Source organism: Polaribacter staleyi (genome assembly GCF_038024045.1).
GTDB lineage: Bacteria > Bacteroidota > Bacteroidia > Flavobacteriales > Flavobacteriaceae > Polaribacter > Polaribacter butkevichii.
Genome location: NZ_CP150665.1, coordinates 702,300 through 716,451, shown reverse-complemented (window position 1 = coordinate 716,451; position 14,152 = coordinate 702,300). Strand labels below are relative to the sequence as shown.

13 protein-coding genes and 1 riboswitch are annotated in these 14,152 nt (G+C 32.7%); of the genes, 12 read left to right on the top strand and 1 reads right to left on the bottom strand.

Going from position 1 to position 14,152, the window contains the following annotated elements:
• Nucleotides 1-12: 12 nt before the first annotated feature.
• On the bottom strand, nucleotides 13-1,071 hold the full coding sequence (gene aroB, locus WHD07_RS02905) for a 3-dehydroquinate synthase (protein WP_343329979.1): 1,059 nt from the start codon (nucleotides 1,069-1,071) through the stop codon (nucleotides 13-15).
• Nucleotides 1,072-1,160: 89 nt separating this feature from the next.
• Here aroB and WHD07_RS02900 point away from each other — a divergent pair, with 89 nt between their 5' ends.
• The 12 genes from WHD07_RS02900 (at nucleotide 1,161) to WHD07_RS02845 (ending at nucleotide 13,879) form a co-directional block, all read left to right on the top strand.
• Nucleotides 1,161-2,324, top strand: coding sequence for a proline dehydrogenase family protein (locus tag WHD07_RS02900; RefSeq protein ID WP_343329978.1), 1,164 nt, complete (start codon nucleotides 1,161-1,163; stop codon nucleotides 2,322-2,324).
• On the top strand, nucleotides 2,324-2,626 hold the full coding sequence (locus WHD07_RS02895) for an LETM1 domain-containing protein (protein WP_105048837.1): 303 nt from the start codon (nucleotides 2,324-2,326) through the stop codon (nucleotides 2,624-2,626). Before WHD07_RS02900 ends, WHD07_RS02895 begins: the two co-directional genes overlap by 1 nt.
• Before the next feature lie 78 nt (nucleotides 2,627-2,704).
• Nucleotides 2,705-2,799: riboswitch (TPP riboswitch) on the top strand.
• Nucleotides 2,761-3,051 (top strand): sulfur carrier protein ThiS, encoded by a 291-nt coding sequence (gene thiS, locus WHD07_RS02890; RefSeq protein ID WP_302849599.1) that lies wholly within the window; start codon nucleotides 2,761-2,763, stop codon nucleotides 3,049-3,051. Its footprint overlaps the riboswitch before it by 39 nt.
• A 48-nt stretch (nucleotides 3,052-3,099) precedes the next feature.
• Nucleotides 3,100-4,959: a phosphomethylpyrimidine synthase ThiC gene (thiC, locus tag WHD07_RS02885; RefSeq protein ID WP_343329977.1), complete on the top strand. Its 1,860-nt coding sequence runs from the start codon at nucleotides 3,100-3,102 to the stop codon at nucleotides 4,957-4,959.
• A gap of 240 nt (nucleotides 4,960-5,199) precedes the next feature.
• Nucleotides 5,200-5,796: a thiamine phosphate synthase gene (locus WHD07_RS02880; protein WP_343329976.1), complete on the top strand. Its 597-nt coding sequence runs from the start codon at nucleotides 5,200-5,202 to the stop codon at nucleotides 5,794-5,796.
• A gap of 1,151 nt (nucleotides 5,797-6,947) precedes the next feature.
• Nucleotides 6,948-7,712: a hydroxymethylpyrimidine/phosphomethylpyrimidine kinase gene (locus WHD07_RS02875; RefSeq protein WP_343329975.1), complete on the top strand. Its 765-nt coding sequence runs from the start codon at nucleotides 6,948-6,950 to the stop codon at nucleotides 7,710-7,712.
• Entirely contained in the window at nucleotides 7,709-8,314 is a 606-nt protein-coding gene (gene thiE / locus WHD07_RS02870; protein ID WP_343329974.1) for a thiamine phosphate synthase, read from the top strand. The genes WHD07_RS02875 and thiE overlap by 4 nt, the downstream gene beginning before the upstream one ends.
• Nucleotides 8,315-8,464: 150 nt before the next feature.
• Entirely contained in the window at nucleotides 8,465-9,235 is a 771-nt protein-coding gene (locus WHD07_RS02865; protein ID WP_343329973.1) for a thiazole synthase, read from the top strand.
• Nucleotides 9,236-9,238: 3 nt separating this feature from the next.
• Entirely contained in the window at nucleotides 9,239-10,348 is a 1,110-nt protein-coding gene (gene thiH, locus WHD07_RS02860; protein ID WP_343329972.1) for a 2-iminoacetate synthase ThiH, read from the top strand.
• Between the two features lie 95 nt (nucleotides 10,349-10,443).
• Complete coding sequence (gene moeB / locus WHD07_RS02855) at nucleotides 10,444-11,496, top strand: molybdopterin-synthase adenylyltransferase MoeB (RefSeq protein WP_343330976.1); 1,053 nt, start codon at nucleotides 10,444-10,446, stop codon at nucleotides 11,494-11,496.
• Nucleotides 11,497-11,619: 123 nt separating this feature from the next.
• Nucleotides 11,620-13,392: a translational GTPase TypA gene (typA, locus tag WHD07_RS02850; RefSeq protein ID WP_105048829.1), complete on the top strand. Its 1,773-nt coding sequence runs from the start codon at nucleotides 11,620-11,622 to the stop codon at nucleotides 13,390-13,392.
• Between the two features lie 109 nt (nucleotides 13,393-13,501).
• Nucleotides 13,502-13,879, top strand: a complete 378-nt coding sequence (locus WHD07_RS02845) for a hypothetical protein (protein ID WP_343329971.1) — start codon at nucleotides 13,502-13,504, stop codon at nucleotides 13,877-13,879.
• Nucleotides 13,880-14,152 lie beyond the last annotated feature (273 nt).

The following is a 14,152-nucleotide window of genomic DNA, read 5'->3' as shown; positions in this document are numbered from 1 at the left end:
TGATAAAAAGAATTACAAATTATAAAACTCCATACTCTCAATAATTAATTCTTCGGGTACTTTACAGTCTATTTTATAATCTTCATAATCGTTTAGTAAAACAAAGTTTACTTGTCCGTTTACGTTTTTCTTATCATGTTTTAACATTTCCATGATGGCAGAAAAATCTTCTTTTAAAAGATTCGTTTTATTATAAATTGATAAAACCACCTCTTTTACTTCACTTACTTTTTCGCTAGGGAAACCTAATAATTTAGAAGACATAAAACACTCACAAACCATTCCAATGGCAATTGCTTCTCCGTGTGTTAGGTTTTCTTTGTCTTCAGATTCTAGATAAAAAGACTCAATAGCGTGCCCTAAGGTATGTCCGAAATTTAAAATTTTTCGTAAGCCTTGTTCTTTCGGATCTTGTAAAACCACTTCATTTTTTATGGATACAGAACGGTGTATTAACTTATTTATATCCAGTTCTTTACTGTTTTTTATCTCTTTAAATAGTTTAAGGTCGTAAGTGATTCCGTATTTAAGTATTTCTGCGGTACCAGATTTAATTTCTCTTTCAGAAACAGTGGTTAAATAATCCGTATCAACAATCACCATTTCCGGATTTGCAAACAATCCTATCTGATTTTTTAACACGCCTAAATCAACTCCTGTTTTTCCTCCAATAGAAGCATCTACCATAGATAATAATGTGGTTGGTATGTTTACAAAGTCAATTCCGCGTTTAAAACAAGAAGCAACAAAACCACCTAAATCTGTAATTACGCCACCACCTAAAGTAATCATTAAACTTTTTCTATCGCCACCTAATTCGGTAATTGCATTCCAAACGCCAACACAAGTTTCTAAATTTTTATTAATTTCTCCAGACTCAATTTCTATAAGTTCAATACGTTTATCGGTCTCTAAATTGGGGATAAATTTCGGATAACAATGCTCTAATGTATTCTCATCTACCAAAATAAAAATTGTAGAATAGTTGTTATTTGCAATTAGATTAGAAAGTTCTTGGTATGCTTTGTTCTGAAAATGAACAGGATATGTTACTGCTTGAATAGTTTTCATTGCTAAATTATTAAGTGTGCAAATTAAAAATAAAATATTCAATTATTACCATTCTATAGTTATATTTGTTTCTACTAAAACGATATAGTATGAAACTTTTTGACAATACAGAAGTAGCTTTTGCTTTAAAATCAGATTCTCAATTAGAACGCGCTTATTTTTTGTTTAAAATGATACAAAACGAACCCATGGTAAGAATTGGTAGCGCGGTAACTAATTTTGCGTTAAAAGTTCATTTACCGGTAGAAGGGCTTATACGATCTACGGTTTTCGATCATTTTTGTGGAGGTGTAACAGAAGACGATTGTATGCCTATTATAGATAACATGTATGCAAACGGAAACGTACATAGTGTTTTAGATTATTCTGTAGAAGGGCAAGATAAAGAAGTAAGTTTTGATGGCGCTTTAGAAAAAATTTTAAAAATTCTTAACTTCTGTGAAGAAAAACAATCCATTCCTTATGCGGTATTTAAACCCTCTGGTTTTGGTCGTTTTGGGTTGTTTCAAAAAATATCCGAAGCAAAAGAGTTAACTACAGAAGAACAAGAAGAGTGGAATAGAGTAGTAGCACGTTTTCATAAAGTATGTGAATTGGCTGTAAAAAAAGACGTTCCTTTATTAATTGATGCAGAAGAAAGTTGGATGCAAAAAGCTGCAGATGAGTTAATAGAAGAATTAATGGAAATCTACAACAAAGAAAAAGCCATTGTTTTTAATACCTTACAAATGTATAAGCATGACAGAATGGACTATCTTAAAGCATTGCGTGAAAAGGCAAAACAGAAAGGATTTTATATCGGCATGAAAGTCGTTAGAGGTGCTTATATGGAAAAAGAACGAGAAAGAGCTGAAGAAAAAGGCTATCCTTCACCAATTTGTAAAGACAAACAAGCTACAGATCTTAATTATGATACCTGTATAAAATACATGATGGAGCATCCTAAAATGGCCTTATTTGCAGGGACTCATAATGAGGAGAGCTCTTATTTGTTGATGGATTTAGCCAAAAAGTATGGAATTAAAGAAAATGATAATCGCCTTTGGTTCGGACAATTATTTGGTATGAGCGATCATATTAGTTACAATTTAGCCAACCAAGGCTATAACGTGGCAAAGTATCTTCCTTTTGGACCTGTAAGAGATGTAATGCCTTATTTAATTAGAAGAGCAGAAGAAAATACATCGGTTGCCGGACAAACAAGTAGAGAGTTAAACCTGTTAAAAACAGAAAGAAAGAGGAGGAAATTATAATGACAAGTTTAGAAGAAATAAAACTATTGCTTATTAGAAATAAGCAAAGACTTGCGTTAGAACTAAGGCAAAGTAAAGAGGCTGTTTTTTTAATAAAGAAAGCAACACATTCTAATTTATCTGAAGAAGAAAAAGAGAAAATTAAAGTTCAGTTATTAGATATTTGTAAAGCAGTTCCTTCTTTAGCGGTGTTTTTATTACCTGGTGGGGCTTTGTTATTACCGCTTTTAATAAAATTAATTCCAGATATTTTACCTTCTGCATTTCAAGACGATTTGCCAAATGATAAAAAACAGGCTTAATTATAGTGGGTTTAAAAAATCTTTTAGAATTAAAGCTTAAAACTTCTTTTATATTTAAATAATACAATACATTTGTAAAGTAAACTTTAGGAGTAGCTATTAAATTAGTTTGAGAAAAATCCTTAGAACCTGATTTGGTTAATACCAACGTAGGAAAAAGTTGCTTAGATTTAGTTATACAAAACTACCTCTCTACGGTTTACAGTAAATATTTTAAAAATATGATTACTATAAAAGTAAACCAAGAAAATCATCAATTTTCAGAAACTTTAGCATTAGCAGAATTAATTCGTTTTTTAGAAATAAAAACGAACGGAATTGCTGTTGCTATAAATGGCAGTGTAGTTAAAAAAAGCGATTGGTCTTTACGGTTACTTCAAAATAGTGATGAAGTTTTAATTATTAAATCCACACAAGGTGGTTAATAGTTAAACATTAAAAAAGCAAACTATTTAATCGATCTAACTATAATTATGAAAAGTAAAGACACCGCACCAAAGCAAAACGGAATTACAAGACATCCGTTTCCTAATTCTACAAAAATTTATGTCTCAGGTAAAATCCATCCACAGATTAAGGTGGCTATGCGAGAAATTGCATTAAGCGATACTACAGATTCTATGACGAAAAAGAAAACGCCAAATGAACCTGTAACTGTATATGATACTTCTGGGCCTTACACAGATCCTAACAAAGAAATTAATGTTCATAAAGGAATCGAAAGAATTCGTGAACAGTGGATTTTAGACCGAAACAACGTAGAGCAACTAGAAGAGTTTTCTTCGGAATATTGCAACCAACGTTTAAACGATAAAAGCTTAGACCACATGCGTTTTTCTTTATTAAAAAAGCCTTTACGTGCTAAAAAAGGAGAAAACGTTACCCAATTACACTATGCTAAAAAAGGGATTATTACGCCAGAAATGGAATACATCGCTATTCGAGAGAATCAACGAATAGATGAAATGACAGAGATTAGAAAGCAGCACAAAGGCGAGCACTTTGGCGCTTCTATTCCAGATAAAATTACGGCCGAATTTGTACGTTCAGAAGTAGCGAGAGGTCGTGCTGTAATTCCTTCAAATATCAATCATCCAGAAGCAGAACCTATGATTTTAGGTAGAAACTTCTTGGTTAAGATTAATGCAAACATTGGTAACTCTGCCGTAACTTCATCTATCGAAGAAGAAGTAGAAAAAGCAGTTTGGGCTTGTCGTTGGGGCGCAGATAATATCATGGATTTATCAACCGGAGAAAATATTCACGAAACGCGCGAGTGGATTGTTCGTAATTCTCCAGTGCCAATTGGTACGGTGCCAATTTATCAGGCATTAGAAAAAGTAAACGGCGTTGCAGAAGATTTAACGTGGGAGATTTTCCGTGATACGTTAATTGAGCAAGCAGAACAAGGAGTCGATTATTTTACCATTCACGCAGGTGTTTTATTGCGTTACGTACCCATGACTGCAAAACGTGTTACCGGTATTGTTTCTCGTGGTGGTTCTATCATGGCAAAATGGTGTTTGGCGCATCATAAAGAAAGCTTTTTATACACACATTTCGAAGATATTTGTGAGATTTTAAAACAATACGATGTGGCTTTTTCTTTAGGCGATGGATTACGTCCAGGGTCTGTAGCAGATGCAAATGACGAAGCGCAGTTTGCCGAATTAGAGACTTTAGGCGAGTTAACTCAGATTGCTCGTAAGCACGAAGTTCAGTGTTTTATAGAAGGTCCAGGGCATGTGCCAATGCACATGATTAAAGAAAATATGGAGAAGCAAATTGAGGTTTGTGACGAAGCGCCTTTTTACACTTTAGGCCCTTTAACAACAGATATTGCACCAGGTTACGATCATATTACATCCGGAATTGGAGCCGCTATGATTGGTTGGTTTGGTTGCGCCATGTTGTGTTACGTAACGCCAAAAGAACATTTAGGTTTGCCTAATAAAGAAGACGTTCGTGTGGGGGTGGTTACTTATAAATTAGCGGCACATGCCGCAGATTTAGCAAAAGGGCATCCAGGTGCTCAACACAGAGATAACGCCTTAAGTATGGCGCGTTTTGAGTTCCGTTGGCACGATCAATTCAATTTAGGACTCGATCCAGAGCGTGCTTTAGAATACCATGATGAAACCTTGCCTGCAGATGGCGCAAAAGTGGCACATTTTTGTTCTATGTGTGGACCGAAATTCTGTTCTATGAAAATTTCTCAAGAAGTAAGAGACTTTGCTGCCGAAAACGACATTGTAGATAATGAAGTAATTGCAAAAGGTTTCGAGGAAAAATCGAAAGAATTTAAAGAAAAAGGATCAGAAGTATATTTATAATATAATTAGGAAGTTCCCACGCTTAGAAAAAAAGCGTGGTCGGGCTTTCCGTTATATCTTTTGCTTGTTCTCGATACAAATTTATTCCGTTGCACTGCATAAATTCACTCGAACTGACAGCAAAAGGATGCCACTGCAATCCCTAACTCAACCAACGGATACGTCATTACTAGTAGTTAAAAAATATTGTCATTACGAGGAGGAACGACGAAGTAATCTGTTAATTCAATTATAAAAAATATGATAGTTCTTATTGCACCAGAAAAAGATATTCCTAATGAAATTGACATACTAAACCAGTTATTCGAACATGGTTTGCGTTTTTATCATTTTAGAAAACCCGAGAAAAACTACGAAGAGCACGTTGCGTATTTAAATCGAATAGATAAAGAATACCACAACAGAATTGTAGTGCATTATCATCATGAATTAATAAATGATTTCAATTTAAAAGGAATTCATTTTCAAGAGCAAAAACGCATAGATCATATCGATAATCCGAGTGAGTATTTTAAAAACTTAAACATGTATGGTAAAACAATTAGTTCTTCTTTTCATGAACCAAAAGTTTTAAAGGATTGTTATTTCGAGTTCGATTACCATTTATTAAGTCCGGTTTTTTCATCCATTTCTAAAGAAGGATACGAAGGCAAAGGTTTTGATGTAAACCATATTAATAAAACCATTGTTGGCATGGGCGGAATTAATTCAGAAACCATACAAGAAACGTTACAACTAGGTTTTAAGGGAATTGGAGTTTTAGGTGGCGTTTGGAATGCAGAAAACCCAGTAGAGAGTTTTAAAAGTATAAAAGATAAGTATTACTCGTTAGTTTAATGATGTGTCATTCCGATTGAGGAACGAAAGAAGGAATCTGTTTGTTGTGTATTTGAATAATTGTCTGTCAGTTCGAGTGTTTTTATAAAGTGAGAGCGAAATAAAAATGTATCGAGAACAAGAATCCAATTGTCAGTTCGAGCGCAGTCGAGAACTAAAAAAATTAAAAGTCATTTAGATTGAAGAATTTGGAAGATGTGTTAAATATAGATTGCCACGTCCTTCGTCCTCGCAATGACAGTTCATTGGAATTGAATGTTTGTCAGTTCGAGTGTTTTTATGAAGTGGTAACGGAATAAAAATGTATCGAGAACAAGAATCCAATTGTCAGTTCGAGCGCAGTCGAGAGTTAAAAAAATTAAAAGTCATTTAGATTGAAGAATTTGGAAGATGTATTAAATATAGATTGCCACGTCCTTCGTCCTCGCAATGACAGTTCATTGGAATTGAATGTTTGTCAGTTCGAGTGTTTTTATGAAGTGGTAACGGAATAAAAATGTATCGAGAACAAGAATCCAATTGTTAGTTCGAGTGTTTTTATGCAGTGATAACGGAATAAAAAAGTATCAAGAACTCATTTCTGAGATTAAATGATTATCAGAATAAAAATACAATTGTCAGTTCGAGCGCAGTCGAGAGTTAAATAAATTAAAAGTCATTTAGATTGAAGAATTTGGAAGATGTATTAAATATAGATTGCCACGTCCTTTGTCCTCGCAATGACAGTTCATTGGAATTTAATGTCTGTCAGTTCGAGTGTTTTTATGAAATGAGAACTAAAAAAATTAAAAGTCATTTAGATTGAAGAATTTGGAAGATGTATTAAATATAGATTGCCACGTCCTTTGTCCTCGCAATGACAGTTCATTGGAATTGAACGTTTGTTAGTTCGAGTGTTTGTATGAAGTGATAACGAAATAAAAATGTATCGAGAACATATTTAGAAACACTAAGTCATTTTAAAAAATACTTATTGTTTTGCGTTAAGGATTGAACGGTTTGTTTGAGCTCTTTTTTAGGTGTCAGTTCGAGTGAATTTGTGAAGAATGAACAAATTTGTATCGAGAACAAACCTAAAAAAAGCGAGTAGTGAAAGCCTGACCTAAAAGGGAACGCCATTATTTAAAGAAGTAAAAAATAAAATAAGAAGTTTGAAAACTAAAAACTACATACTCACCATTGCAGGTTTAGACCCATCAAGCGGAGCAGGAATCACGTCGGATATCAAAACATTTGAGGCGCATGATCTATATGGATTATCAGTTTGTACTGCTGTTACGGTTCAGAATGATGTGGAATTTACAGACTGTGTATGGATACAAAAAAAAGTAATATTAAGTCAGATACAACAACTTTTTAAACGCTTTTCAATTCCTGTTGTAAAAATAGGAATCATTCAATCTTGGAAAGTTTTATTAGAAGTCATTCTGACTCTAAAAAAGTTAAATCCGGATATAAAAATAGTCTTAGATCCTATTTTAAAAGCAAGTGCAGGTTTTACTTTTCATACGATTCAAGATTTAGAGACTTTTGAAAAAGTATTACAAAACTGTTCTTTTATAACGCCAAATTACGATGAAATAAAAGCATTGTTTCCAGATAAAAGCATTGAAGAAACCATCGAATTTATATCAGAAAAAACAAATATCTATCTAAAAGGAGGACACAGAATCGATAAAAAAGGTTGGGACGAGGTGTATTACAATAAAATTGTAAAACTCAATATTCCGCCAATAACAACAAAACCCATTTTTGAAAAACATGGCAGTGGTTGTGTTTTATCAGCAACATTAGCGGCAAATTTATCAAAAGAGATTCCTTTAGAAGACACTTGTAGAAACACAAAATTGTACACAGAACAGTTTTTAAGTTCTAACGAATCTTTATTAGGAACGCATAATTATCAAAACAAATGATTCATAAATTACACTATATATCACAAGGCGAAACGCCCAAAGAACATATAGAAAACATACAAAAAGCGTGTGTTGCTGGTGCAGATTGGGTGCAATTACGTTTAAAAAACAGCGATGCTAAAACTATTTTAGAAACGGCAAAAGAAGCAAGAGGAATAACAATCCGCTTTAAAGCCAAATTAATTATAAACGATCATTACAAAGTAGCCAAAGAAATAAAAGCAGACGGCGTTCATTTAGGAAGAACAGATGAATGCCCTCTAAAAGTTCGTGCTTTTTTAGGAACATCTTACATTATTGGAGGAACAGCAAATACATTAGAAGATTGCAGAAGGTTATTAGATAAAAAAGTAGATTATATAGGTTTAGGCCCTTATCAGTTTACTGAAACAAAAAAGAATTTAAGTCCGGTTTTGGGTGTTGAAGGATATCAAAATCTATTAGAAGAATTACAAACTGAAACTCCAATAATAGCCATTGGCGGAATTGTTTTAGAGGACGTTGCAAAAATTACAAATACAGGTATTTATGGAATTGCAATTTCTGGGGCCATCACAAAGGATGTAACGAGTATTGCTAAATTTCAAGAAATTTTAAATTAAAAATTGATATGTCTCATCGAGCATTACTGAAATTAAAATATATTTTAATTGAAAGTAGAAAACGTACTTTTTGAGCGGTTCTTAGTTTAACGGAATTATTAAGAGTTCTCAACTTCGCTCGAACGGACATCAATTCAAAACAATAAAAAAATGAGTCAAAAATTAAAAATAGCAGACAAAGAATTTACGTCACGTTTATTTACCGGAACAGGAAAGTTTAGTTCATCAAAATTAATGAAAGAAGCATTATTGGCTTCTGAAAGTGAGTTGATAACAGTTGCTTTAAAAAGGGTAGATGTTGCTAATGAGGAAGATGATATTTTATCACATTTAAACCATCAGCATATCAACTTATTACCCAATACCTCTGGAGTTAGAACCGCAAAGGAAGCCGTTTTTGCAGCAGAATTGTCTAGAGAAGCTTTAGAAACCAATTGGGTAAAATTAGAAATTCATCCAGATCCAAGATATTTATTGCCAGATCCAATAGAAACGCTTAAAGCTGCAGAAGAATTGGTGAAACTCGGTTTTGTAGTGATGCCGTACATTCATGCAGATCCTGTTTTGTGTAAGCGTTTAGAAGATGTTGGTGTGCAATGTGTAATGCCTTTGGGAGCACCAATTGGTAGTAATAAAGGATTAAAAACAGTCGATTTTTTAGATATTATTATAGAACAATCTAACGTGCCTGTAATTGTAGACGCCGGTATTGGTGCGCCATCTCATGCTGCGTATGCGATGGAATTAGGCGCAGATGCTGTTTTGGTAAACACGGCAATTGCGGTTTCTCAAAACCCAATAGCCATGGCAAAAGCCTTTAAAATGGTGGTTGAAGCAGGAAGAATGGCGTTTGAAGCAAAATTGGCTCCGAGAAGTGAAATGGCAATTGCAAGTAGTCCGTTAACGAGTTTTTTAAGCTAAACTATGAGTCATTTTAAAGAACTTTTCGATACCTATAATTGGGATTTCAGTCTAAAAAGTATTTTTGATAAAACAGCTGTTGAGGTAAAACACGCTTTATTAAAAGACAAACTCGATTTAGAAGATTTTAAAGCCTTAATTTCTCCTGCTGCAAAACCATTTTTAGAAGAAATGGCGCATAAAAGTCAGTTGTTAACTAAGAAGCGTTTTGGTAATACTATGCAAATGTATGTGCCAATGTATTTGAGTAACGAATGCCAGAATATTTGTACGTATTGCGGTTTTAGTATGACCAACAAAATACCAAGACGCACATTAACAGATGCAGAAATTTTAAAGGAAGTCGCTTTTTTAAAAGCGAAAGGATATGATCATATTTTATTGGTTACAGGAGAAGCAAATAAAACGGTAGGAGTTGAATATATTAAAAATGCTATTCAAATCATTCGTTCTCAATTTTCTAATATTTCTATTGAAGTTCAGCCTTTAGACCAAGACGAATATGAGTTGTTGGTAGAAAACGGATTGTATGCTGTTTTAGTGTATCAAGAAACCTATCACAGAGACGAGTATAAAAAACACCATCCGAAGGGAAAAAAATCTAATTTCGATTATCGTTTAGATACGCCAGATCGTTTAGGGAAAGCAGGAATTCATAAAATTGGTTTGGGTGCTTTATTCGGATTAGAAGATTGGCGAGCGGATAGTTTTTTTACCGCTTTGCATTTAAAATATTTACAAAAAACGTATTGGAAAACCAAGTATTCGATTTCTTTTCCAAGATTACGTCCGCATTCTGGCGGATTAGAACCAAAAGTGGAAATGACAGATAGTGATTTGGTACAACTTATTTGTGCGTTTCGTTTGTTTGATGAGGACATAGAATTATCGATGTCTACCAGAGAAAGTGAAGTGTTTAGAAATCATATTGTTAATTTAGGAATTACTTCTATAAGTGCAGAATCTAAAACCAATCCTGGAGGTTATACGGTAGAACCGCAATCTTTAGAACAATTCGAAATTTCTGATGAAAGAAGTACTGAGGACGTTGTGCAAATGTTAAAAAACCAAGATTTAGAAGTGGTTTGGAAAGATTGGGAACATTTTAAGTAATCAGTTATCATTTATCAGTCATCAGTCATCAGTTATCATTTATCAATTAGGAATTACGAATTTCAAATTATGAAGTTCACGTTTAACGTATAATTATTATGCTTACATCAGAAGAAAAAAAGCAATACAATCGACATTTAATTTTAAATGAAATAGGAGTGGAAGGACAATTGAAACTTAAAAAAGCCAAGGTTTTAGTCATTGGAGCTGGCGGATTAGGTTGCCCTGTTTTACAATATTTAACTGCTGCAGGTGTTGGCACTATTGGTATAATTGATGATGATGTGGTAGATCAAAGTAATTTACAACGTCAGATTTTATATACGGTTGATGATATTGGATTGCCAAAAGCTAAAACTGCTGCAAAGCGATTGTCGAGATTAAATCCGTTTGTGCATTTTAAGGTGTATCCAGAGAAATTAACCAAAGAAAATGCCATTTTAATATTCAGTAATTACGATATTATTGTAGACGGAAGTGATAATTTTTCTACGCGTTATTTAGCAAACGATGCGGCTGTTATCACCAATAAACCTTTAGTGTACGGAGCTATTTTTAAATTTGAAGGTCAGGTAAGTGTGTTTAATTATAAAGGAAGTGGTACGTATAGATGTTTGTATCCAACGCCACCAAAACCAAACGAATCTCCTAATTGTTCAGAAATAGGAGTTTTAGGCGTGTTACCCGGAATTATAGGAAGTTTACAAGCAAATGAAGCTATAAAAATAATATGCGGAATAGGAGCCATTTTAGCAAATAAATTATTGGTTTATGATGCTTTACAAATGAATCAAATGATACTGAAATATGAAAAAGAAAGTAAAACCAACGTTACTGCTTTAGAAACAGATTATGATTTTTTCTGCGGAATTTTATTCAAAGAAGAAATTTCTTTAGAAGAACTTCAAAAAAATAAAGAAAAATATAATTTATTAGATGTGCGAGAAATTTGGGAAAGAGAAAAATATCATATTGGAGGGCAACATATTCCTTTGGGCGAATTATTACAACGTTTAGATGAGGTGCCTCTAAATAAAGATTTAGTGGTGTATTGTCAATCAGGTGTGAGAAGTGCTAAAGCAATTGAGGTTTTATCTAATCATCATTTTAAGACAAAAATCGTAAATTTAAAAGGAGGTTGCTTTTAATAAATTAGAATAAAAATGAATTATCATATACCTTTTTAACGCTGAGATAGTTAAAGTTTTTTAGATTGAATGAAATCTTTAAACTAAAAACACTACTTTTGCACGAAATTTAAGAATACATAAATGCAACCAATTAGAAATATCGCTATTATAGCCCATGTCGATCACGGAAAGACAACGTTAGTAGATAAAATTATAGATCAAGCTAAAATCTTAGACGATCGTAAAGAACGTACAGATTTATTGTTAGATAATAACGACTTAGAACGTGAAAGAGGAATTACAATTCTTTCTAAAAACGTTTCTGTGCACTACAAAGAAACAAAAATTAACGTAATTGATACTCCTGGTCACGCCGATTTTGGTGGAGAAGTAGAGCGTGTATTAAAAATGGCTGATGGTGTTTTATTATTAGTGGATGCATTTGAAGGGCCAATGCCACAAACTCGTTTTGTATTAGGTAAAGCCTTAGAATTAGGGTTAACTCCTATTGTAGTTGTAAACAAAGTAGATAAAGAAAACTGTACGCCTGATATTGTTCATGAAAAGGTTTTTGATTTAATGTTTGCTTTAGAAGCTACAGAAGAGCAATTAGACTTTACTACAGTGTATGGTTCTGCAAAGAACAACTGGATGAGTACTGATTGGAGAAATGAAACTGATAACATCATTCCTTTATTAGATGCTGTTTTAGAATCTATTCCCGCAACAAAATACAACGAAGGTACAGCACAAATGCAAATTACTTCTTTAGATTTTTCTAAATTTACAGGAAGAATTGCTATTGGACGTGTATTTAGAGGAGATTTAGAAGTTGGTAAAGAATACATGTTATGTAAAGCTGATGGTTCTACTAAAAAAGTAAGAATTAAAGAATTACACGTATTCGAAGGAATGGGTAAATTACAAGTAGATAAAGTACCTTGTGGAGATATTTGTGCTATTACTGGTTTAGAAGGATTTGAAATTGGTGATACAATTGCAGATTTAGAAAACCCTGAAGCATTACCAAGAACAGAAATTGATCAACCTACTATGAGTATGTTGTTTACAATTAACAATTCTCCTTTCTTTGGTAAAGAAGGTAAATATGTAACATCTCGTCACTTAAGAGATCGTTTATTTAAAGAATTAGAAAAAAACCTTGCATTAAAAGTAGAAACTACGGATAGTGAAGATAAATTTAACGTTTTTGGACGTGGAGTTTTACACTTATCTGTATTGATTGAAACAATGCGTAGAGAAGGATATGAATTACAAGTGGGAAGACCACAAGTAATTATTAAAGAAATTGATGGTAAGAAACATGAGCCAATGGAAACATTGTCTATTGATGTACCAGAAGAAATGGCTTCTAAAGCAATTAACTTAGTATCTCTTAGAAAAGGTGATATGTTAGTAATGGAACCAAAAGGAGATTTACAACATTTAGAGTTTTCTATTCCTTCTAGAGGTTTAATAGGTTTAAGAAATAAAATTTTAACAGCTACTGGTGGTACTGCTATTATTAACCACAGATTTAGTGAATATGGACCTTATAAAGGAGACTTTACTGAAGAAGTAAAAGGAGCAATTGTTTCTTCTGCAGCAGGTAAAGCAACAGCATATGCATTAAACCGTTTACAAGATAGAGGTGTTTTCTTTATTGATATTAATCAAGAAATTTATGTAGGTCAGGTGATTGGAGAAAACTCTAAGTCAGATGATATGGCAGTAAATTTAATTAAAGGAAAGCAATTGACAAACATGCGTAAATCTGGTACAGATGATGCTATGAAAATTGCTCCGAAAATTGATTTCTCTTTAGAAGAAAACATGGAATATATTAAAGCAGATGAGTACTTAGAAGTTACTCCAGAAAGCTTACGTATGCGTAAAATTGTTTTTAAAGGATAATAACATTTTAAGTTGAGGTCTTTTTTCTTTTAAGAAAGTAAAAAGTCTAAAACCAAAATATATACTACAGAAAACGCCACTTTATAGTGGCGTTTTTTATATTTGCAATATGAACGATTTTAATGATTTTTTTGAAAGATTACAACAAAGCCTTCTCAATGATGAGTTTGTAAAACTAACATTGAGCAAGCCTATTAGAAAAAGTGAAGGGTTGTTAAATGTATATGTGCGTTTATTTAAGGTTGATGGTAAAGATGTTTTTGAATTAAAATACCGTCATGAAGAAGACAATACGTTTAAACAATTTTCTTTAGAAGCATTAAAATCAGAATTAGAAAGTTTACTATTAAATAAATTTAGAACAGGTTGTTTGTTTACTTTAAGTGAAGATTTAATTGTTCTTGTATCTAAAAAGAAACTGGTTTCTTACAGAGACAATGCTCCGAGTTTTAAAAATAAATTACCAGAAATTCCACTACAATCGTAACTTAGACTATTATGATAGAAATTTTGTAATGCATTCCTTTTTTTTATAGAAAAAGTAAATATGTAGGCGAAATTTTTAAAGTAAGATTGCAAAGTTTCATTTTAAATTCACCTTATTTTTAAAAACAACAGGTAGAAATTTATTTTCCTCTTTTAATTTGTGTGTAGTTTTATCTGTTTTTTTTCTTTAAATAGAGAAATTATGGCTTTTTACAATATATTTTATAAAAAAGTAAGTAATAAAGTGAAATAGCTAACCTATTTAATACTACAT